We start from the raw sequence: 22,429 nt of genomic DNA on the forward strand, positions 1-22,429 counted from the left end.
TTTACCTATATGTTTTTCCTTCCTGATATTTCTCCCTAGCTATAAAATATAACCTTTCACTATCCTCTTTTGGGGGATTCTTAGAAAATGCATCATACACTGCTATAAACTCCATCCCCGCCTCCTCTAAAGTTTCTTTTATTTCCTCTATAGTATAACCCTTTTGATAGTGAATTTCATCAAATCTTAAAAATCTTCTTTGTTCATCTTCACTATCTTCTAAATAAATGGTCAGATCATACTCATTTATCCTCTCGCTGCTATCATAATAATTGTCCCAAATAAAACTCATATTCTCACGATTCTCTGCTATTGTCTGCTCGCCTAATATCTTTTCATATTTATAAACAGTGTTTAAGTCAAAAATAAATATTCCACCTGTATCAAGATAATTATTAATCAGCTTAAATACTTTTACAAGGTCTTCTTTTTCTAAAATATAATTCATTCCATCGCAGATACAAACAAACGCCCTCACAGTACCATACAAATCCAATTCCCTCATGTCCTGACATAGATATAATATGTCTTCACTATCTTTTTCTAATGCTACCTGGAGCATTTCAGCAGAATTGTCTACTCCTATCATATCATATCCTGCCGCCTTTAGTCTACCGGTTACATTACCTGTACCACACCCTAAGTCTGCTACCAGTCCGCCCTCTACTCCATTTTCTTTAAGCAGTCCCACAAGATAGTCAGTCCACTCATCATAGGGAACATTGTCCATAAATTTATCGTACACCTCTGCAAAACCTGAATATGCTGACATTTTCTTCTCCTCTCCAACTACTTCTAAAGTAAAACTTCTTTCCCCAACCCAAACGAATAAATTATCTTCTCCTTAGGTTTTTTTCCCGTTATCCTCCTTAAGGCTTCTGAATAATTATCAAGCTGTATTCTGTATCTTCTTGCCAATTCCAAAGCTCCCTCTTCACCAAATACTCTGTCCGTTTTATAGTCCATAAGGATTACATCTTCTCCCTCAAAAAACCACGCATCTATGATACCCTGTACCAATACCATCTCCTTTGTATCTCCCACTTCCTCATCAACACCTATTACAAAAGGAGTTTCTCTAAATAACTTGCCGGTAGTAAATGCCGTCTGCATCCGCTTGTATAGACCTGTCTCAAAAAATCTTTTAAAATCTTTTACTTTTATGCTGTTTAATTCTTCCTTTGTTATTTTTTTATCAAACAAAAGGTTCGACAGATATTCACTAAATTCCGACTCTGAATAATTTTTGCTAAAATCCAGTTTGCTAAGAATTGAATGATAAAGTGTTCCTCTTGCCGCTCCCTTTACCTCTTCTTTATCTTCACGCATAAATTCAGGTATATAGCCTTTACTCTCTATATTTTCATATTGAGGTACAATCGGTAAAGTTTCTTCTTCCTCTGCTATATCTAAATGAAGTCTTTTAAGCTCAGAAACTGTTATCTTATTTTTTAAGTCTATTGCTCTTTGATAAGGGTATATATATTCATTTTCACTGTTTATAAAATCACTTACTTCTTTATAAACTACACTGTCAGGAAGATTTGCTATCAGCCTTATATCACTCTCAACCAGTTTTTTCTTCGCCATCCCATCTATTTCTGATTTGACCAAGTCTTTTGCAGTCTTTACTGTAAGTACGAGCCTGCCTTTTTTATGTTCGCCTACAAGAGCAGGCATTGCAATGTCTAAAAGTGAATTTACTTTAGAAAGTGAAATATAGTCCTGCTCATCCACTTCCCAAGTTTTTATCTGTTTATCACTGTCTTTAATGCTTGCAGTTAAAATCAGCTTATCCTCTGCTCTTGTCATAGCTACATATAAAAGCCTTATTTCCTCTGCAATATTTTCAAGTCTTAACTTCCTTGCTAACATCTTCTTTAAAATCGTACTCTTTTTCTCTCTGGTTTCTATATTGAAAAAATCTATTCCAATTCCAACATCAGGATTGATAACAAGAGCCGACCTTGCATCCTGATTATTCATTTTTTTTGCCAGCCCTGATACAAAAACTACAGGGTACTGTAAGCCCTTACTTTTATGAATTGACATAATCCTGACAGCATCTACACCTCCTATGCCTGCCTCTCCAAAATCAACTTCATATTTTTTTAACTTATCTATATATCTTACAAAATGCACTACTCCATGCAAAGAAGTTTCCTCATACGCCTTTGCTTTTGCTACAAGCATATCCAAGTTTGCCCCCCTTGTTTCCCCTGAGGGCATTGCCTTTACATAGCTGTAAAAATTATTCTCTGTAAATAATTTTTTGATAAGTTCATGTACAGGCATAAATATCATCTCAGCCCTTTTTTCATTGAGCCATGTTACAAATCTAATCGCTTTTTCATTTTTTGAATTTACTACCCTTGTCCACAAATCTGCATTGTTATCCACCTCTTTAGTTGAGTCTATACGAAGTACTGCAAGTTCCTCCTCATTAAAGCCTCCTATCGGCGAAAGCAGAACTGTTCCGAGGGGCAAATCCTGATGAGGATTATCGAGAATTTTTAATAAGGCTACCATAACCTGTACTTCCCATGCAGAAAAATACCCCACACTAGACTCACAAACTGCAGGTATTCCCTCAGAAATTAATACTCTTCTAAAACTTTCTGCCCATTCTACATTTGTTCTTAGAAGAATAGCAATGTCACTGTATTTTAACTCCCTTTCTTCTCTAAGACTCTTAATCCGGCCGGCCACCATATATGCCTCAAGCTCAATGTCACTAAATTTTGTAAAATTCTCAGGTACTTCTCCCTCTTCATCAAACAGCAATACCTCTGTTTTATTTTCCTCATTATCAGTCTTCTTGTCATTACCCTTAACCAACTTTGCCGCCTCATTATAGACTATTCCGCCGAGTGCCTCAGTCATTGTCCTTTCAAATACGGCATTTACAGACTCAATTACCTCAGATCCACTCCTAAAATTTTGACGGAGAACAATCCGCCTGTCATTCTCTCCATCTCCATACCTATTATACTTTTCAATAAAAAGTTCAGGCTTTGCTTGGCGAAATTTGTATATACTCTGTTTTACATCTCCAACCATAAAAATATTTGATTTACCATTATCATTTCTTGCAATAGATGTGAGAATTTTTTCCTGTAAAAGATTAGAATCCTGATATTCGTCTATCATTATCTCTGCAAACTGCTCCCTGTAAGACCTAGCTACATCAGACGGTTTTCCTCCCTTTTCTAACAGCACCTTAATTGCAAAATGCGCCCAGTCCGAAATATCTGCTACATTTCTTTTTTTCTTTTCCTCTGCATAAGCCATATCAAAACTTCTTGCAAGCCTTAGTAACTCCTTTAAGACTCTACCTGTTACCTTTCTTGACTCTTCTATTTCATCTATACTTTCTGAAAAAAAATCCTCTCTCAGCTTGTTAAATCCATCCTTATAGCCATCTCTTACTGCCTTGGCAAGTTCTTTTTTCTCATCATCAAGGTCTTTTACTTTCTTCGTAGAAAGCCTGCCAAACTCTATATTTTTAACACATTCAGATAATTCTTCATAATCTTTTGCCTGCATACAACCATTAAATAAGCCTGCATCTTCACTTCCTGTGTCTGCATAGTGAACAGGTCCATAAGGCGAGCAGGCAATACTTACAAATTTCTCTACTTCCTTATGAAACTCTGCTATATTTTTTTTACAATATTCAAATAATTCAGCCTCTAATTCAGAGTTTGTAAACTTCTCATCAGCCTTTGTTAATTCTTTATCAAACCATTCTTCCCTATCAGGCAGACTCATTGAAAATCTATAAACCAATAAAATAAGTTCTTCAAGAATCTTATCTGACTTCCCTCTTACAAAATATTCCACAAAGTTTATAAATTCAGCATCTTTCTTTTCATACTCAGCCTCTAATATTTCTTCAAGTATCTTCTTTCTAATAATTACTCCTTCATTTTCATCCATTGTACGGATACCTGAATCTATGTCCGCCTCCTTAAAGTTCTCCATAACAATCTTTTTACAAAAACTGTCAATGGTACTCATATTAGCCTCTGAAAGCAGGGCAGACTGTTTCATAAGGCGAATAGACAGGGCAGAATTCGGATTTTTTTCTACCTCTTCCTTAAGTCTTACAGCAATGGCATTACCTATTCTCTCTTTCATCTCCCTTGCCGCATCTCTTGTAAAAGTAACTACCAAAAGTTCATCTAAATTAAGTGGACAATTTTCATCCATTATCCTGCTCATTATTCTTTCTATAAGTACAGCCGTCTTTCCTGAGCCTGCAGCAGCAGCTACCAACATATTTCCGCCTCTGTGACTTATTACAGAAAGCTGCTCTTTAGTCCACTTTTTTTCCATTACTTCCCTCCAGCTTATCTTTAAGTTCATCAAAAAACTTATCTTTTTCTATCGGTCTTAGCCTGTTGTAATTATAATCAGGAAGTTTTAAATCAAATCCACAAAGCCCCCTATACTCACAATAAGTACAGCCTTTCTCATTTCCAAGACTATATGGCTTTGGACTTATTTCTCCCTCTAAAATCTTATTTTTGTATTTTTCTATCTCAAATTCCGCATTATCAGTGAGCTTAGTTATCTCCTCACTGCTATATAGCCTTGTGATACTGCTAGGCTCTCCATCCTTTTTGGTTTTCAGCTTTATTACCTTAGAATCAGCCTGAGCTTTAAGCCCTTTTCCATCTGCCATTTCTCGGTCAATAAGACCTATGTGGTAACTTCCACCAAGAGTTATTCCCTCAAGTCTCATCTCCTTTAATATAGCCTCTTCACCCTTTCCAAAATCTATAACAGGGTCATCTACATGAAAATAATATGCCCCAGACGGAATAATTAGATTATTTTTATGCTGCAACTTATTTCCAAGTTCCTTTCTCACATAGTTAAGATAGGTAAAAAGCTGTAAATCAAGCCCATAAAAGGCTCTGTCAAGGTCTAAAGCCTTGTTACCCGACTTATAATCAATTACTCTTATATATTCAACTTTCTTAAAATTTGAATATTCCTTATTTTCTGTAAGCAGTCTTCCATCAGGCAAGTAATCCGAAAGTACCGAGTCTATCCTGTCTATCCTCCCCTTAAAGCCCTTAGTTACAAACTCCTCTTCAATCCCTAACGGCACAAATCCTCCTGCCTTAAACTGTGAGAGTACAGCCCATACTGCCCTTTTAGTAATCCTCTTAAGCCTATCAATTTGATACTTATTTCTAGCTGAGGAATTAAAAATATCATCTCCATACTTAAAAGTTTCTTCAAGGCTCTCTGTCAAAATTTTTCCCTGTACATTCTCTGAAATGGATGCAAAACTCTCACCCTTTTCTATAACCTTTCTTGCGAATCTCTCCAAAGCCTCATGCAATATATTCCCTACATCCATAGGCCTTATTTCAAATTCTTTTCTCTCTTTAAGTCCAAGCCCATGCCTTATAAAATGCGCATAGGCACAAGAACTAAAAAGTTCAAGCCTTGTCACACTTCCCTTTAGCTCTCCATAAAGATTTTTAGCTATCTCCTCCTCCAGTTTATTGCCATGTGCCTTTGAAAGAACCCCACCTATTATCTTATTATATTTATCAAACGGATGACCCTCGTAATATTTAATAAGGGCAACAACAGCCTCATCTTTTATATCTTTTCTTCTTATCGCCTGTAATATAAGTTCCATTCCACCATCTTTACGAATTTCGTCTTTTAATGAAATTCCGTCTGCTCTGTCTTCTATACTTTCATCCTTAAATACCTGCCTCAGTCTTTCCACAAAGTATGATGGTTTTAAAGGTTTTCCCTCCATATCTGAACTGCTGTAAGAAACATAAAGTTTTTTACTAGGCTTTGAAAATAACATATACACATAAAACTGCTCCCTAAAAGCCTTCTCCCTAGCTGTTGGTGCAAGTTCTATATTTATGCCTGCAAGTTTTTCTTTTTCTGCATCTGTTATTATTCCACGAGTCTTAGCACCCTTTGGCATCTTTCCATCGTTAAAGCCGAGACAAAAAAGTACTTTAACATCTTTCAGTCTACTTCTTTCCACATCTCCTACTACTATCCTGTCTTGCCCCTGTGGTATAAATCCTGCCTTTCCCTCTGAAAAACCTGATTCTAAAATAGTTCTAAATTCTTCTATACTAAGCCTTTCATCTCCCAAAAGTTCGTACATTTTTTCAAAAACCGACATTACTATTTTGTAACAGCCTGCATATTCCTTAGCTACTACCATCTTGCCTTTAGCCTCAAAATTCTCACTAAATGCCAACAGCCTTTGTTCACTGCCTGAAACTGCAATAAATTCATATAAAGCCTTTACCAAATCTGCCGTTTTTGCCTGTTTAGATTTGAAAATATCATATAGTGGTGTAAAAGCATCTAAGATACTAATTCTTATACTTTCTGCAACCTTCTCTTCTTCAGTAGGGTCTTCACTTAAAAAACTCTTGCTATATCTTTTATATCCTTTTATACCCTTTGCCAAAATATAATTTTCAAATACATCTATCTCGGCTGTATCCATATTACTAAAACCACTTCTAAGATATCTCATAACTGCATCATAAGAAAACCTATCCTCAATAACTGCAATAGATGCCTTTATATACTCTACAAAAGGATTATCTGAAATTGTTTTCTTACTGTCTAAAAAACAAGGCAAACCCTTTTCTGATAATGCATCAGCTACAAACTCTCCATATTCTTCCAAATCACTTGCAACTATAGCAATATCCTTATACCTTAATCCCTCATCTCTTACCAATGACAGGATAATAGGCACAAGCCTTTCTGCCTCTTCTTTTGGATTTTTACAGACAGTTATATTTACTGCCTCATTCTCAGGTGTAATTACCTCAAGTGGATACCTGAATATGTGCTGTTCTAAATGACTGAGTTCTTTTACCTTGTTATCAAAGTCAGCAATTATAGGCTCTTCAATCCTAAGCCCTCTTTCTATGGCAAGTTTATTTATCCTCTTAATTGTATCCCTACTCATATGGAAAAGTCTAAACTTCTCATCATCTCCACCAAAATAATCCTTTTCAGAAATGGTAAGTGTAAAAAATATGTGTTCCGCCTTTGACATAATGATGTCTATTACCTTAAGCTGAGTCGGTGTAAATCCCGTATATCCATCAAAGCAAATAACAGCATTTTCCAAAAGTTTTGATTTACCCACTTCTTCTGCCAGTACCTCAAGAATCTGCTCTGCTGAAATATATTTTTCTTTTTTATAATCATTAAATGCCCTGTAAATAAGCCCTACATCATGCAATTTAGCTGCTAAGACCTTAGATACCGCCCTTTCTTCAATCTCAGCTAATCTGTCAGGAGTAATACCATACTGCATAAGCTCACTTAAAAGCGACTTCACATCTTCTGTAAACCCCTGCTTGCCAGCAGCATTTTTATAAAACTTCAGCTCTTTCTTAAGATAGAAAAGAAGTTTGCGTACTACCATATTTTTTCCTGTATCTTCAAGTATGAGTCTTTCCTTTATATCAAGTTCATCAAATATCCTGTAAGCAAGACGCATAAAAGAAAGGACATCTATATTCATTATTGCTTTATTCTTACTAAGGTGTACAAGCTCTCTCTGAGTCTGCAAAGTGAACTGTTCAGGCACTATTACAAAATAGTTTTTCTCTAAATTTGTCTCAGCCTGCTCTACTATTGTCTTAAAGCATTTCTCAGATTTTCCCCTCCCTGTTCCTCCTATAATATATTGAACAGCCATATCTTCCTCCAATATTCAACTTTTATCTCATACCAGTATAACATATAGTTAGAACATTAAAAATATCAGATTAAACAAAACTAAGGCTGCCTTCTAACGAAATCATCCGTTATGAAGACAGCCTACGACTTTCTTAAATATAAGTAAGATTCAATGGCTTATGTCCAAAAACCAGCTAAGGTATTAAAGGCAAGATCCTCGTCTTTACCATCAATTTCAATCACAAGCTCATTACTTTTTACAGCCACGAGAGACATAACACCCATTATACTTTTAAGATTAATTCTCTTTTCATCTGCAATAGCATAACTACTACTCTCGAATCTACAAGCTGTCTGAACAAGCTCTGCAACTGCATCAGGTAACATAGCAAAATCTTTGGAAATAGTCAGTTCTTTTGTACGCATTTTTCTCTCCTTACAAAATCTTAAAACCTCTAACGACTGAATTAAAATCCAAATTATTTATATTGAAAATAATTTTATTTAATTTGATTTTAACATGACTTTTCAGAAATTACAAACAAAAAAATATTATAGTCACAATAATCCCCAAACTAAAGCCTGCGAACACTTGTATGTGTGTATGTCCTACAAATTCTTTTAATTTATCTTCGGTACTTAGGTTATTTTTACCCAAGTCTTCAAAAATTTTTAGGAGTTCATTGATGACTTTTGCTTGTTTTCCGGTTTCAAGTCTTACACCACTGGCATCGTGCATTACCACAACTGCCAAAATAAATGCTATTCCAAATATCGGAGAATCAAATCCTGCTACAAGTCCCGACATAAGTGCCACTGCAGTTACAGTCGCACTATGTGAACTAGGCATTCCTCCATCTCCAAACAGTCTCTCAAAATTAAGCTTTTTATTTACAATCCAATACAGCAATAGTTTTAAGCACTGTGCTGCAGTCCAGCTTACAATACCTGCAACAATTATCTTATTTGAAAAAAACTGGGATATATAATCCATAATTTACCTCTAATGTCTTTCCCTTTCAATATTGACAAATTTGGTAAGCTCACTCTTCCAGCCAAGCTCCACTGTGCCAATTGGCCCATTTCTTTGTTTGCCTATAATAATCTCAGTAACTCCCGGCGACTCTGTATCTTTATTATAGTATTCATCCCTATAAATAAACATAACAACATCTGCATCCTGCTCTATCGCTCCAGATTCACGAAGATCCGATAACATAGGCCTCTTATCATCCCTGCTCTCTACCTTTCTTGAAAGCTGCGACAAGGCTATAATAGGTGCATTGATTTCTCTTGCCAAAGCCTTTAACGAGCGAGATATTTCTGAAATTTCTTGTTGTCTGGATTCGGACTTGCCTCCTCCTGTCATAAGCTGTATATAATCAATAATTACAAGTCCCAAATTTTGTTCTAATTTCAGTTTTCTACACTTACTCCTTAGCTCTGTAACTGAAATTCCGGGAGTATCATCTATAATAAGGCTTGTTCCACCTATTATTCTTGCACTATCTATAATCTCCAGCCATTCTTTGTCTGAAAGATCACCGGTTCTAAGCTTTTGTGAATCTACCTTTGAATTCATCGCAAGTATACGCCTTGCAAGCTGCTCTTTAGACATTTCTAAAGAAAAAATTGCAGTTGTCACATTCTTTTTCACTGTAACATACTCCGCTATATTTAGTGCAAAAGCTGTCTTTCCCATAGACGGTCTTGCTGCTATCAAAATTAAGTCTGAATTTTGAAGTCCTGCTGTCTTATAATCAAGGTCAGCAAACCCCGTAGCTATACCTGTAACCCTGCCTCCACTTTTTGAGGCTGCTTCAATACTCTCTATAACCGATATCATTACTGTCTTGATGTCAGCTGCATCTGCGATATGACGCTTTCCTATCAAATCAAAAATCTTCTTTTCTGTATTCTGTAAGATAACATCTAAGGAAGACTCTCCGGCATAACAGCTTAGCGATATTTCATCTGCAGCCTTTATAAGTTTTCTAAACAAGGAATACTTATATACAATTTCAGCATGTGTCGCTATATTGACAGAAGTAGAAACTGCCATAACCGCTTCCCTTAAAATATCCATATCAATACTTCCAAGAGACTTATCCATCTCCTTTATTTTATTTTCTATAGTCAGATAATCAATAGGTTTTCCTTCTTTTTCAAGTGCCACTGCCGCAGAAAATATAATTCCATATCTTTTATCATAAAAGTCATCTGCTTCTAGAATTTCAGCTGCTGTTATTACGGTTTCAGTATCTAAAAGCATTGACCCTATTACTGACTGTTCTGCCGATTTACTGTGAGGTGGGGTTTTCCTAATAAACTCCTCATCTGCCATATTATACCTCTTCTTTTACCTCTACCGTAAGTTCTCCTGTTACCTTAGCATGAAGTTTGACAGCGATTTTATATGTGCCTGCCGCCTTTATTCCCTCACTCACCATTTTTTTCTTGTCTATCTCAAGTCCAAACTGTTTCTTTGCCGCATCTGCAATTTCTTTGGTTGATATCTGTCCAAAAACTTTGCCTTCTTTACCTACCCTTATAGAAAGTCTTACTACCTTATCTTTAAGTTCTTCTGCTATCTTCTGAGCCTCAGCTAAAATCTCAGCCTGTTTCTTCTCCTCATTTAACTTCTGCTGCCTAAGGTCGTTTAAGTTCTTAGGGCTTGCCTCTACTCCTAATTTCTTAGGTATGATGAAATTCCTTGCATAGCCGTCATTTGCCTCTACAAGCTCACCTTTTTTACCAAGATTTTTTACATCCTGTAATAAAATAATTTTCATAATATCCTCCTTTTAATTACAAATCAGTCTTTCATCCATCTATCATAGTATCAAGTATCACTTTTACCATATTCTCAGCCTCTTCGATAGTAACATTTTTAGGCTGTGCCCCTGCTACTGAAAGATGTCCTCCACCTCCCAGCTTTTCCATAAGCACCTGTACATTCAGTTCATCAATAGATCGTGCTGAAATATAAATTTGGTTGTCAATAGGTGTAAATACAAATGAGGCCTTTACATTAGATATACCCATAAGCTCATTGGCAATTTTAGCCCCCAAAATAACCCTATCTTTATCATTTTTACCACCTTCAAGACATCTTGCAAAAGCGAAACATCCTCGGTATATTTCAGCCATACTGGCAACCTTCGCCTTAAGCTTAAACTCCTCCATCTCCGTCCTGAATTCTTTTCTAATCTTAGTTACATCTGCCCCATTTCTTTTTAGAAAGGCAGCTGCTTCAAAAGTCCTCACACCTGTTTTGGTAAGGAAATTATTGGTATCTATCATAATTCCCGAATACATAGCTGCAGCCTCAGTAGAGGTCATCTTCACATCTAAGTCGATATACTGAAGTATTTCAGCTACAAGTTCACAAGATGATGATGCATAAGGCTCTATATAAGATAGGACAGTATCGTTTATAAGGTTTTCTCCCTGCCTGTGATGGTCAAGCAAGACTATTGTATCCACTTTATTTAAAAGTTCCTCACACTCTACAAACTCTCTGTTATTTACATCTACAACTACAAGCATGGTATCCTTATCTACCATTCCAAGTGCTTTTTCACCGGTTACAAAAAGTTCCTCACCATTTTCAGCTGTAGCCTTCATTTTTTCAATAGTCGGTGCTATCGAACTCGAAATATCATTTATTACAATATGGGCTGTTTTATTAAATGTTTTACAGATACGGTATACTCCAATAGCTGCTCCTACAGCATCCGTATCACTGTTTTTATGTCCCATTATAAGCACATTGTCCTTAGCCTCTATAAGTTCGCTTAATGCATGTGCCTTTACCCTAGCCTTGACTCTGGTGTTTTTCTCAGTTCCCTGACTTTTTCCACCAAAATAAACTATACTGTCTTTTTCTTTTATTACAACCTGATCTCCACCTCGTCCAAGTGCCATATCTATAGCAGCCCTTGCAAAGTCGGAGGACTGAGTATAAGACTCTTTTGAAATACCTATTCCAAAGGAGATAGTTACCGGCATATCATTTCCTATGTTTACACTTTTTACCTCATCTAATATTGAAAATTTATCTTTTTCAAGCTTTTCAAGGTACTTATTCTTAAAAATAATTATATATTTATCTTTTTCAAGTTTTTTAGTAATTGCATCTATGCTCTGTGTAAACTTTGTTAATTTTCTCTCAACCAACGCAGATAAAAGTGAGCGTTTCACTTCATCCACATTATCAAGTACCTCCTCATAATTATCTATGTAGAGAAGTCCCATTATCATCTTATTTTCATTATTTTCTTTTAAAAGTGCATTTATCTCAGTTGTATCATAAAAAAATACCGAAATTTTACTTCCCTGATTTTCTGAAATATCTTCACGCATATTTTTTCTAAATACTACCCTATATTCCCTATCATCCTTTATAGCTATTTCTTCTATGTCCTCCTCTCCCAAGCTGCTTAGGGCATTTTCAAAGTGAGGAAAGATTTTCAAAAGCGAATTTCTATCAACATTGTCTGAGTTAGAAATATCATAAAAGGCATTGTTACACCAATGGATATTTCCTCTCTCATCAACTATTGCGTAAGGTACTTCCATCTCGTTAAGCCTTGCCTTTTCTGTCTTTGCAAGCCTCATCGCATACTGAACCAATTCGGTGTTAAAACCAACCTTGCCAAATGTATAAATTACTGTTGCAAAAATAATATATACTAGCAGAAACATAGATATAACAATAGCTGCATCTGCATCAATCATATATACTGCAACATTCATTGCAATCAAAATTGTACATAATACAATAGGCCAGGCAAAATAAAATCTCAGTTTACCTGAAATTTCCTGCTTACTTTGTCTATCAGATTTCATTCTATTATCCTTTCCTACCTACACTCAGAGTGTCTGCTCTTTCCTTTCTATTACATCATAGATTCTCTCAGGCTCTTGCCTTAAAATAATTAAAGCATCTATCCCTTTTGCTAAATATTCCTTAAATATTTACTATAACACAATGAGTGTTTTTTTTCTATATGATTGCAAAGTCAAAATTATAAACTACACCTCATACATCATAAGTGCAGCAGCCACAGCAGCATTTAAGGACTCTACTTTTCCCTGCATCGGTATAAGCACATAGATGTCTGCAAGGTCTGCAATTTCATCGCTAAGCCCCCTGGCCTCATTACCTATAAGTATAGCTGATTTATTGCTATATTCTATACCTTTATAACTATTTTTCCCTCTCAGATGAGTTGCATAAAAACTTATTCCTAACTCCTTTAATAATTTTATTGCTTTTTTCAAATCTTCCACATAACAAAAAGGAAGTCTAAAAATACTCCCCATAGTAGAACGGACTACCTTTGGATTAAATATATCTACGGTACCCTTACTCATAATCACACCTGTCACCCCTGCTGCCTCTGCCGTCCTCATCATAGTGCCAAGATTACCCGGATCTGCCGTATCCTCCAACAAAAGAAATTTTATCTTTCCTGCTTTTTTATATTCTGTCTCTAAAAATCTCCTATCTAAGATGTTATGTTCAGGAGTTTCTACTAAGGCAAGTACTCCCTGAGGATTTACAGTTTCAGACACAGCCTTAAAGACTGCATCCGAAACTACAATTGTAGAACTATCTTCCTTTACATATTTTACGATATTTTCACCGTTCTCTAAAAGTAAGGTATTACTTGATAAATCTTCTGAAATTATCTCCTTATAAAGACTTTCAGATAAAACCATTTCTTTTACCCTACCATATCTCAAAGCCTCACTTACAAGTTTGATACCCTCTACAACAAAAGTTTTGTTTTTCTTTCTTATACTGCCTTTTTCCAAAAGACTGCGAATATATTTTATTTTCTTATTGTCTTTACTGCTAATAATCTCCATAAGGCTTTGTATCCTTTTATCTGATTAACTTCTTATCTCCATACTGCTTATTTATATAATTCACTGCTTCTTCGTTAGTCTCAAAATTCTTGAAAATATTTATAATACTTTCAACTCCATCCTCTACATTCCTTGAAGAGAGAGTTCTCTTTATTATATCATTTGCTTCCACTTCTGATGGAGTAAAAAGCAAATCATCTCTTCTTGTACTTGACTTTGCAAGGTCAATAGCAGGAAAAATTCTCTTTTCCGAAAGTCCCCTATCGAGTACAAGCTCCATATTACCTGTTCCCTTAAACTCCTCAAATACCACATCATCCATCCTGCTTCCTGTATCTACAAGAGCTGTTGCAAGTATGGTAAGGCTTCCTCCTTCACGCATATTTCTTGCAGCTCCAAAAAATCTCTTAGGCATATGAAGAGCTGCAGGGTCGAGACCTCCTGAAAGAGTTCTTCCACTTGGAGCTACTGTGAGATTATATGCTCTTGCAAGTCTTGTTATACTATCTAAAAGAATTATAACATCCTTCTTATATTCAACAAGACGCTTTGCTCTCTCTATTACCATTTCAGCCACACGCTTATGGTTCTCAGGAGCTTCATCGAAGGTAGAATAAATAATTTCAACCTTTTCACCGGTAATAGAGTCCTTCATATCAGTAACTTCCTCCGGTCTTTCGTCTATAAGCAAAAGAATGAGGTGCATCTCAGGATTATTATCTGTAATTGACCTTGCTATCTGCTTTAAAAGAGTAGTTTTACCTGCTTTAGGCTGCGATACTATCATTCCTCTCTGACCCTTTCCGATAGGTGCTATAAGGTCAACCATACGCATAGAAATAGCATTATGTTCCTTCGACTCAAGGCGAATCCTCCTATTAGGGAAGATAGGTGTAAGGTCTTCAAACTTTGGTCTTTCTAAAGATTCTTTAATGTATTTTCCATTTACAGTTCTTATGTAAAGAATAGCAGCAAACTTTTCATTATTGCTCTTTACTCTGGTATTTCCTACTATAATATCTCCGGTTTTAAGGTTAAATCTCCTAATATGTGCAGGAGATACATATACATCATTCTCTCCCGGAAGATAGTTGTCACATCGTACAAATCCAAATCCCTCCGGCATAACCTCTAAAATCCCTGACTTGATTTCACCCGAATCAAGCCCTGCTATATCTCCATTTGTGCCAAGGGCTAAAAACTGCTGTTGGATGCTTAAAGCCATTTCCTTATTACTGGTTATTGCATTTACTGCAGCTATCATGTTCTGTTTTACTTCCTCACTGGTTAAAGAGCGAATAGGACGAGAATTAGACTGCTGTCCCGGATTTTGTATCTGCATCGGATTTTGTTGTACATTGTTGCTCTGAGAATACATCCTTGATGCAGGCTGGATATGTGCAGGCTGTCTCATCTGTGGCTTACTTGCATACTGTACCCCATTCTCCACTCTTGCAGGGCTAGCCTTTTCAGTATAAAGTGTTTTTACCTCAGTTGCTTTCTCAGACCTTTCATCCTGCTTATCCAATTTTTCCAGTATCTCTACCAACTCAGATTTATTAAGCGTAGTGACACTCTTAACCCCTCTTTCTTTCGCCTCTGCACGAAGTTCCACTATTTTCATTGTTTTGTAATCCATTGTACATCTCCTTTAAAATAAATTTACTTTCTATATAATTAGGATGCCGGTGTTAATGAACGAACCTATTTACAACTATTATTGAAAAATTATCGCAAATGTAGACAAAAGCCAAAGATTTTGGTTATAATGATATAGATATCATTTTGCGATATGCATGTCAAAATATAATAAATTCTCTTGCAAGCAAGCCCCAATCGAATTTTTATACTTTTGACACTTGTATCATTTAACTTAAAATTATAAATATTTATCTGGGAGGTCTTAACTCTATGGCAAATACTGCTATGACTTTATATAAACTTATGGTTCTATATATGCTGAATCTTACAGAATATCCTTTGACTAATGCACGAATCTCTGAATTTATGTTACAAAAAGGATATACGAGTTATTTCAACCTTCAGACCGTACTTTCTGAACTTATGGAAACAGGACTTATAAAGTCTGAAAATACAATGAACAGTTCCTTCTTCAAATCTACTGAAGAGGGCAGACATACATTGGATTTGTTAAGCAACGATATAAACCAATCTATTAAAAACGAAATAAAATCCTACTTAAGCGATAACTCTAAGACTATTAAAAGCGACATTGCCGCCACTGCCAATTTTAAGGCAGCCGGAAATGGTGATTTCATTGTTAATCTTACCATAAATGAGTTCCAAAGTAAACTGCTTAGTTTAAGTATGTCTGTTCCGGCAGAAAATATAGCTGAAAAAATCTGTTCAGAGTGGAACAAGAAAAGTGATGATATATACGCACTCCTTTTTAACTCTCTTGTTCTGGATAAATATCCTCAATAATATCCCAAAGCTCCTTAACTCCTGCTTTGGTTTCAGATGAAAAGGGCAGCAACTGTTCCTTAGAAGTCAGATTAAGAGTTTTCATAATAAGTTCCATCTGGCCTTTAATCTGACTTCTCTTAAGCTTATCTATCTTAGTTGCAACTATTATAGGATTTACTCCCTGACTTACTATCCATTCATACATCATAATATCATTTTCAGATGGTTTATGCCTGCTGTCAATTAGTAAAAATACATATTTTAACATCTTTGACTGTCTTAAATATTTCTCAACCATCTTACCCCACTTAGCCTTCACTTCTACTGCTACTTTAGTATAGCCATACCCCGGCAAATCTACAAGATAAAGCTCATCATTTACATTATAATAATTGATAGTCTGTGTCTTTCCGGGCTGAGCAGATACTCTTGCAAGTGCCTTTCTATTCATAAGCGAATTAATCAAGGATGATTTGCCTACATTTGATTTGCCTGCAAAAGCAAATTCCGGATGTGACATTTCAGGAATTTTGCTGGTTACTCCAATTACTTTTTCAAGTTCTACTTTTTTAATTACCATATTTTACCTTTCAAATGCTTTCGAATCACGAATACTGTCTACATAGGTTTCAACGAGTTCTTTTAAGTCTTCGTATGTTTCAAGTTTATTTACCTCACCACGAAGTCTGGTTGAATTGGGATATCCGGCTGTAAACCATGATATATGCTTTCTCATTTCTCTAACTCCTGTATACAACCCCTTATACTCTATCATCCATCTTGCCTGTCTTAGAATCATTGCAAGAAACTCATCAGCATCAGGTGGGGGAAGTATATTTCCTGTTTCAAGATAATGGTTGATACGGTTAAAAATCCAAGGATTTCCTCTTGCACCTCTTGCTATCATAATACCATCACAGCCGGTTTCTTCAAGTATTTTTTTTGCATCAAATTCTGTTACAACATCTCCATTACCTATAATAGGTATACTTACAGCCTTTTTGACAGCTCTTATTATTTCCCAATCAGCTTTTCCATCATAAAACTGTGACCTTGTCCTGCCATGCACAGCTATTGCATCTACACCTGCCTGCTCGGCTATTTTAGCTACCTCTACTGCATTTTTATTTTCTACGGTAAACCCTGCTCTTATCTTAATAGTAACAGGCTTTTTAGAATTTCTTTTCAGACTTTTTATTATAGCTGCAATTTTTTCAGGCTCTTTCATCAGCGCAGAACCCTCTCCATTATTAACTACCTTAGGAACAGGGCAGCCCATGTTTACATCCAGTATATCAAAGTTTCTATCATTTATAGCAGCTGCCATTTCACCCATTATATCAGGGTCTTCTCCAAATATCTGAAGGCTTGTAGGGCGTTCTCTTTCATCTATTGTTATAAGTTCTTCGGTGTTTTTATTTTTATATTTAAATCCCTTGGCACTTACCATCTCTGTATATGTAAGAGCAACTCCATTTTCCTTGCAAAGAACCCTAAACGGTAAATCCGTAACTCCGGCCATAGGGCCTAATACCAGCCTACCATTTAGTTCAACATTTCCTATCTTAAAGCCTTTCATACTTCTCCTTTAACAAACTCATTATAAAATCTTTCAATACTCACTAAAAGTTCTTCCTTTTCTCTCTGAAACTTACTAAGTAACATACCGCTGTGAATTTCATCATAAGAGTAATCGTCATCATTGCTCGCTGTATGAATATAAAGATTTTTATCATCATCAAAAGCCAGTGTAAGTATACCTCCCACCTTTTCTGTAAATAGTACACAGGCAATCTGGAGTTCTTCTTTGATTGCTGTAGGGAGTTTGGCAAATGAGCTGCCTAAGTAGTATTTGTGTAAATATGCGTTGCTTACGCATAGGATTTGTTTTTCGTTCATTGAGGTTCTCCTTAATCTATTTAAATATGTAAAATAATTTCATTTTATCATCAGCTATGGTAACACAAAAAACAATTTACAGTCAAGGAAGAGAAAGGATAGAAAAGAGTTCAAATCAATATGTTCAAAGATTTACCTTTAGCAAAGGCTTTTACAGCCTGTTGCATACCACCGATAGCCATATAGGCACTTAAGGTATTCATTATTTTTCTATGTATCACCTCACCTAAAGACTTTTTCTTTTTGAAATTATCTTCAATTACAGGTATATTTACCTCATCTCAACAAGCCTATAAAAACTCATCAAAGTTCATTAGGTACATCTTTAGCCTATATTCTTCAGATGGAATTAAAATTTCCTTAGCATTTTTGAATAAAAAAATACCTGCCGGATATTACATCAAGCAGGCAACAATTTAACATATCTTATATTGTACTTATGCTAGAACCAAAGCAATAAAAATAACAAATGTTCCAATTATAGATATCACAACAGAATATTTAAATTTTTTATATTTAATCTTTGCAATTCTTGCATTTGATATAATTTCTTCAACATACATTTTTTCCATTGCCGATATATCATCATTCTCAAATTGCACCTGTTTATTTATACCTTCAATATAATCTTTTGCTGAATATTTAGCTATATCATTCCAAAACAAAAAATTATCATTGGAATTATATTCTTCTATTTTCTCATTTATATTTAAGTTCTTTCCTTTAGGATAGAATGAACACAGTGAGATAATTAAAGATATTAAATAAAAAAATGATATAATAGTAGCTATATAAATGTTATCACTTAATTTACTTGTCCAGATTACAACCAAAATTGATATAGCAAATGCAATAATTGCGGCATTTTTAGCTTCTGCAAATTGAAGCCAGTAATTTATTCTTTCTAGATTTTTTTCATAAAAATTAATTTTATCATTACTTATTTTCATTCCCTTTCTCCTTAATTATTTTAAAAGCCTTATACATTGTATCTAGTGCATCTGGTACAAAATCCTGCGCATTAACTTTATCATTATTTTTCAGATCTTCTGCACTTATAAATATGTATTCTGAATGTTTTTTTTCATCCAATCTGACCTCAGTATTTCCAACAATTTTAGCAATAAATATAATCCCTTTATGAATTTCATTATTTTTCTTTATAGTATATACTGCCAACGGAATTGGTTGTTTGTCTTCTTTCCTATTTTCATCAAGTTGAACTTCTATGTCTATACCAAAATCACTTTTATATTCTTCCTTAAGAATTTCTGATATACTTTTGTCATAACTTGCCTTAGCACAACCAAATTCCCAAATTCCAGAAAAAAATTCTTTTGTTGCTCTCTTTACAAGGAATATTTTACCTTCTTCATTATAACAAACTGCAACACAATGTAATTCTAACTTTAAATCTCTTAAATAATCTGTACGATTATCTGATTTATAATCTATTAACATATTTAACTTATCAATCTTATTTTGTATACCCCGTTCTTTAAGTATCTTATTAACTAACTCTTTAATCTTATCTTCACTACATTTATATAATTCTGTAGTCATTAAATCCCCATATATACCATCTTGTACTATAGCATCAAATGGTATACTATCTTCAAAACTACACCCACCATTATGTGAACTATCATAATACCAAATTATAGGATATGGTAGATTATTCCATACGCCCTTAAGTTTTTTATATGTTATCACTCTTATATTCTTCAACATATCATTCTTATTAGACAAAAGATATGCAAGTTCAAAACTAATCGTAAGCCTTCTTGATACTGTCTCCTTGGCTAGCCTAAATCCAGCATCAATATCTGCACCTCTGAATTCACGAAATCTATTGTTAGGACCTTCTTCAAATATTTCAAATATATTTTCAACACTTATCTCTCTTGAGCCTTTTTCAATTTTACTTATATCTGTAACTGCTGCGATCCAAGCACACGCCTTTATTGATATCATGTTTCTATGATCTATTAATTTCTCTTTATCTTCAATTTTATGCCCTTCAAAACATTTACCTTTTTCAATAAAATCAGAGCATTTGACAAGTACCTGATGAATATATGAGATATATTCACCAACCGATTCTTCAGAGGATATATTTGTTATAAAGATTATTTCATCACCAAATACCCTCCAGACTTCCGCTATTTTAATTTTTTCCTTTATTCTATTTTTTACTTCTTTAAGAATTATATCAATTGTATATACCCAATAATTACTTACATTCTTGTATAATGTTGAATTTACTATATCAAACGAAAAAAATAGGAGCACATCATCACAATCCTTATTAAATTCCTGTGTACTGTGCTCACTATCAACATTTTGCTCTGTCTCCTGTTGAACTGTTATATTTTTAAATTTTGCAAGTTCTTTATCTATTCCATCTACCATTGTAAATAACCTAACCACTTTCCCCTATATGATGCAGCATCAATAGACACATTGAAATATTTCGCAACTTTAGCTATATAGACTGTATTTCCAACTGTGTTTTCGTCCATAATTTCCTTATACTTTTCCTTAGGCATAAGGAATGCAGCTGCAAATTCATTGGCCTGTATTTCAATCTCAGAATTTCCTTTTCTATTAAATACCTTATTATCAGACTTTTCCCATAAATCATCATTTATTTTATATCCCATGTGTAAAAATAAATGTCCAAGTTCATGTGCTATGGTGAAATTTTTTCTTTCACTAGTCTGATTAATAGGTATACTTATACTAAAAGAATTGTTCTCTTTTTCTATCCTACCATCTGAAAAAATACCAAGGCTGGAATCCACTTTAACTTTTCCACCTAGCTTTTCTACCTCTTCAACTATATTTGTAATAGGAGATTTTATTTCATAACAATGTAAAATAGCACTTGCCAATTCATTAATTTTACATCTCAATTCATTATTCATACAAAAACCTCCGTTTATCAAGTGTACACATCATATATTAACCTTATTATTTTACTAAAACTTACACAAAATCATTTTATATAGTTAATTTTTCATAACTCTATTTAATAGTACAAGTGTCAAAAGTATAAAAATTCAATCAAGCCTGCTTGCAAGAGAATTTATTATCTTTTGACACCCACATTATTTAATAACATATTATAACTATATTCAAACTGTTGTTCTTTATATATTTTATATAATATCATATTTAACATGTTATGTCAACACGACATTTTTGTGCATTATTTATTATTTATATTATGATACAAGTGTCAAAAGTATAAAAATTCAATCAAGCTTGCTTGCAAGAGAATTCTTCTCCCTAAAAAACTCCCACACCGCTCTTGCTGCTCCTTCATTCATTCCCTCTACTGCCCTTAGCTCATCTTCTGTTGCCTTTTTAATATCATCAAGAGATGCAAAATGCTTCATCAGAGCCTTTCTCCTTACCTTGCCTATACCCTTTATATCATCAAGTACAGAGTGTACCTGATTTTTACCTCGTAAAAGTTTGTGGTATTCTATTGCAAACCTGTGGGTTTCATCCTGTATCCTTGTTATCAGCTTAAACACCTCTCCATGTGTGTCTATCGGCTGTTCAACATTGTTGTAATATATCCCTCTGGTTCTATGGCGGTCATCCTTTACAAGTCCTGCGACAACTATATCTATGCCAAGTTTCTCAAGTACCTTTATGCATATATTTATCTGCCCTCTACCGCCGTCCATTAAGATTATGTCAGGGAAATTTGAAAATTTACCTTCTTTTATTTTTCCTGCCTGCTCTAAAATTTTCAGTTCTTCTTTTTCCTTAAGACCATGCTCAAATCTTCTGGTAAGCACCTCTTCCATAGAGGCATAGTCATTTGAGCCTACTACTCCCTTAATCCTAAACTTCCTGTAATCATTTTTTTTAGGTTTGCCATCTTCAAAAACAACCATAGAGCCAACATTTTCAAATCCGCTTGTGTTTGATATATCGTAGGATTCTATCCTCTTTATGTCATTTTTAATTCCAAGCAATTTTTTAAGTTCCTTGACCGCTCCTATTGTCCTTGCCTGTTCTCTTTTATTTCTTTCACTATCTTGATTAAGTACCATAGCCGCATTCTTATAGGCAAGGTCTGTAAGTCCTGCCTTTTCTCCCCTTTTAGGAACTAAAATATTTACCTTGCTTCCCCTCTTAGTTGCAAGCCACTGTGTTAAAAGTTCCTTTTCTTCAGGTTCATCTGCCAACATCAAATCTTTTGGTATAAATGGAGTCCCCATATAATACTGTTTTATAAAATCAGTGTAAATAGCCCCCTTTACATCATCTCCTACATCGTCAAGTGAAAAATGCTCACGCCCTATAAGCCTGCCTCCCCTTATAAAAAACACCTGCATGACAGCTTCTTTTCCTGCTTTTGCAAGAGCCAGCACATCTCTGTCATCTACATTGTCATTAGAATTTATCTTCTGTCTGTCACTGAACCTTTTCACATGACTTAACATATCTCTATAATTAGCGGCTTCTTCAAATTCAAGTTTTTCGGAAGCCTCCATCATTTTGT

Annotated in this window: 18 protein-coding genes; 1 reads left to right on the forward strand and 17 read right to left on the reverse strand. The window is 34.8% G+C overall.

Annotated features, from left to right (window positions below):
- Position 1: 1 nt before the first annotated feature.
- From ACTTG8_RS03585 to rho, 10 genes are all read right to left on the reverse strand, one after another.
- Complete coding sequence (locus tag ACTTG8_RS03585) at positions 2 to 772, reverse strand: class I SAM-dependent DNA methyltransferase (RefSeq protein WP_442560754.1); 771 nt, start codon at positions 770 to 772, stop codon at positions 2 to 4.
- A gap of 23 nt (positions 773 to 795) precedes the next feature.
- Entirely contained in the window at positions 796 to 4,338 is a 3,543-nt protein-coding gene (gene addA, locus ACTTG8_RS03590) for a helicase-exonuclease AddAB subunit AddA (RefSeq protein WP_442560755.1), read from the reverse strand.
- Entirely contained in the window at positions 4,319 to 7,723 is a 3,405-nt protein-coding gene (locus tag ACTTG8_RS03595; RefSeq protein ID WP_442560756.1) for a PD-(D/E)XK nuclease family protein, read from the reverse strand. Before ACTTG8_RS03595 ends, addA begins: the two co-directional genes overlap by 20 nt.
- Before the next feature lie 158 nt (positions 7,724 to 7,881).
- Positions 7,882 to 8,130 (reverse strand): HPr family phosphocarrier protein, encoded by a 249-nt coding sequence (locus ACTTG8_RS03600; protein WP_442560757.1) that lies wholly within the window; start codon positions 8,128 to 8,130, stop codon positions 7,882 to 7,884.
- A gap of 109 nt (positions 8,131 to 8,239) precedes the next feature.
- Entirely contained in the window at positions 8,240 to 8,698 is a 459-nt protein-coding gene (locus ACTTG8_RS03605; RefSeq protein WP_442560758.1) for a divergent PAP2 family protein, read from the reverse strand.
- 9 nt (positions 8,699 to 8,707) lie between these two features.
- A complete protein-coding gene (gene dnaB / locus ACTTG8_RS03610; RefSeq protein WP_442560759.1) occupies positions 8,708 to 10,048 on the reverse strand; it encodes a replicative DNA helicase in 1,341 nt (446 codons plus the stop codon).
- Position 10,049: 1 nt separating this feature from the next.
- Positions 10,050 to 10,496: a 50S ribosomal protein L9 gene (rplI, locus tag ACTTG8_RS03615; protein ID WP_442560760.1), complete on the reverse strand. Its 447-nt coding sequence runs from the start codon at positions 10,494 to 10,496 to the stop codon at positions 10,050 to 10,052.
- Between the two features lie 31 nt (positions 10,497 to 10,527).
- Positions 10,528 to 12,555, reverse strand: coding sequence for a DHH family phosphoesterase (locus ACTTG8_RS03620; RefSeq protein WP_442560761.1), 2,028 nt, complete (start codon positions 12,553 to 12,555; stop codon positions 10,528 to 10,530).
- A 186-nt stretch (positions 12,556 to 12,741) separates the two neighbouring features.
- Positions 12,742 to 13,581 (reverse strand): TrmH family RNA methyltransferase, encoded by an 840-nt coding sequence (locus ACTTG8_RS03625; RefSeq protein WP_442560762.1) that lies wholly within the window; start codon positions 13,579 to 13,581, stop codon positions 12,742 to 12,744.
- A 16-nt stretch (positions 13,582 to 13,597) separates the two neighbouring features.
- Positions 13,598 to 15,220 (reverse strand): transcription termination factor Rho, encoded by a 1,623-nt coding sequence (rho, locus tag ACTTG8_RS03630; protein WP_442560763.1) that lies wholly within the window; start codon positions 15,218 to 15,220, stop codon positions 13,598 to 13,600.
- Positions 15,221 to 15,492: 272 nt separating this feature from the next.
- Here rho and ACTTG8_RS03635 point away from each other — a divergent pair, with 272 nt between their 5' ends.
- Positions 15,493 to 16,026, forward strand: a complete 534-nt coding sequence (locus ACTTG8_RS03635) for a DUF4364 family protein (RefSeq protein WP_442560764.1) — start codon at positions 15,493 to 15,495, stop codon at positions 16,024 to 16,026.
- On the opposite strand, the gene yihA is transcribed toward ACTTG8_RS03635, so the two are convergent.
- The 7 genes from yihA to uvrC form a co-directional block, all read right to left on the reverse strand.
- The gene (gene yihA, locus ACTTG8_RS03640) at positions 15,992 to 16,588 is read right to left on the reverse strand and encodes a ribosome biogenesis GTP-binding protein YihA/YsxC (RefSeq protein ID WP_442560765.1); all 597 of its coding nucleotides are present in this window, start codon (positions 16,586 to 16,588) and stop codon (positions 15,992 to 15,994) included. The genes ACTTG8_RS03635 and yihA overlap by 35 nt on opposite strands.
- A gap of 3 nt (positions 16,589 to 16,591) precedes the next feature.
- The gene (gene dusB, locus ACTTG8_RS03645) at positions 16,592 to 17,587 is read right to left on the reverse strand and encodes a tRNA dihydrouridine synthase DusB (RefSeq protein WP_442560766.1); all 996 of its coding nucleotides are present in this window, start codon (positions 17,585 to 17,587) and stop codon (positions 16,592 to 16,594) included.
- Entirely contained in the window at positions 17,584 to 17,907 is a 324-nt protein-coding gene (locus ACTTG8_RS03650) for a DUF6145 family protein (RefSeq protein ID WP_442560767.1), read from the reverse strand. Before ACTTG8_RS03650 ends, dusB begins: the two co-directional genes overlap by 4 nt.
- A gap of 437 nt (positions 17,908 to 18,344) precedes the next feature.
- Positions 18,345 to 18,857 (reverse strand): Pycsar system effector family protein, encoded by a 513-nt coding sequence (locus ACTTG8_RS03655; protein ID WP_442553214.1) that lies wholly within the window; start codon positions 18,855 to 18,857, stop codon positions 18,345 to 18,347.
- The gene (locus ACTTG8_RS03660) at positions 18,844 to 20,337 is read right to left on the reverse strand and encodes a hypothetical protein (protein WP_442560768.1); all 1,494 of its coding nucleotides are present in this window, start codon (positions 20,335 to 20,337) and stop codon (positions 18,844 to 18,846) included. The genes ACTTG8_RS03655 and ACTTG8_RS03660 overlap by 14 nt, the downstream gene beginning before the upstream one ends.
- Positions 20,313 to 20,834 carry an ImmA/IrrE family metallo-endopeptidase gene (locus ACTTG8_RS03665; protein ID WP_442560769.1) on the reverse strand — a complete coding sequence of 174 codons (522 nt, stop codon included), beginning with the start codon at positions 20,832 to 20,834 and terminating at the stop codon, positions 20,313 to 20,315. Before ACTTG8_RS03665 ends, ACTTG8_RS03660 begins: the two co-directional genes overlap by 25 nt.
- A gap of 330 nt (positions 20,835 to 21,164) precedes the next feature.
- On the reverse strand, positions 21,165 to 22,429 hold a 1,265-nt coding region (gene uvrC / locus ACTTG8_RS03670), incomplete at its 5' end, for an excinuclease ABC subunit UvrC (RefSeq protein ID WP_442560770.1).

It is taken from the genome of Catonella sp., assembly GCF_052173895.1.
In the GTDB taxonomy this organism is placed as follows: domain Bacteria; phylum Bacillota; class Clostridia; order Lachnospirales; family Lachnospiraceae; genus Catonella.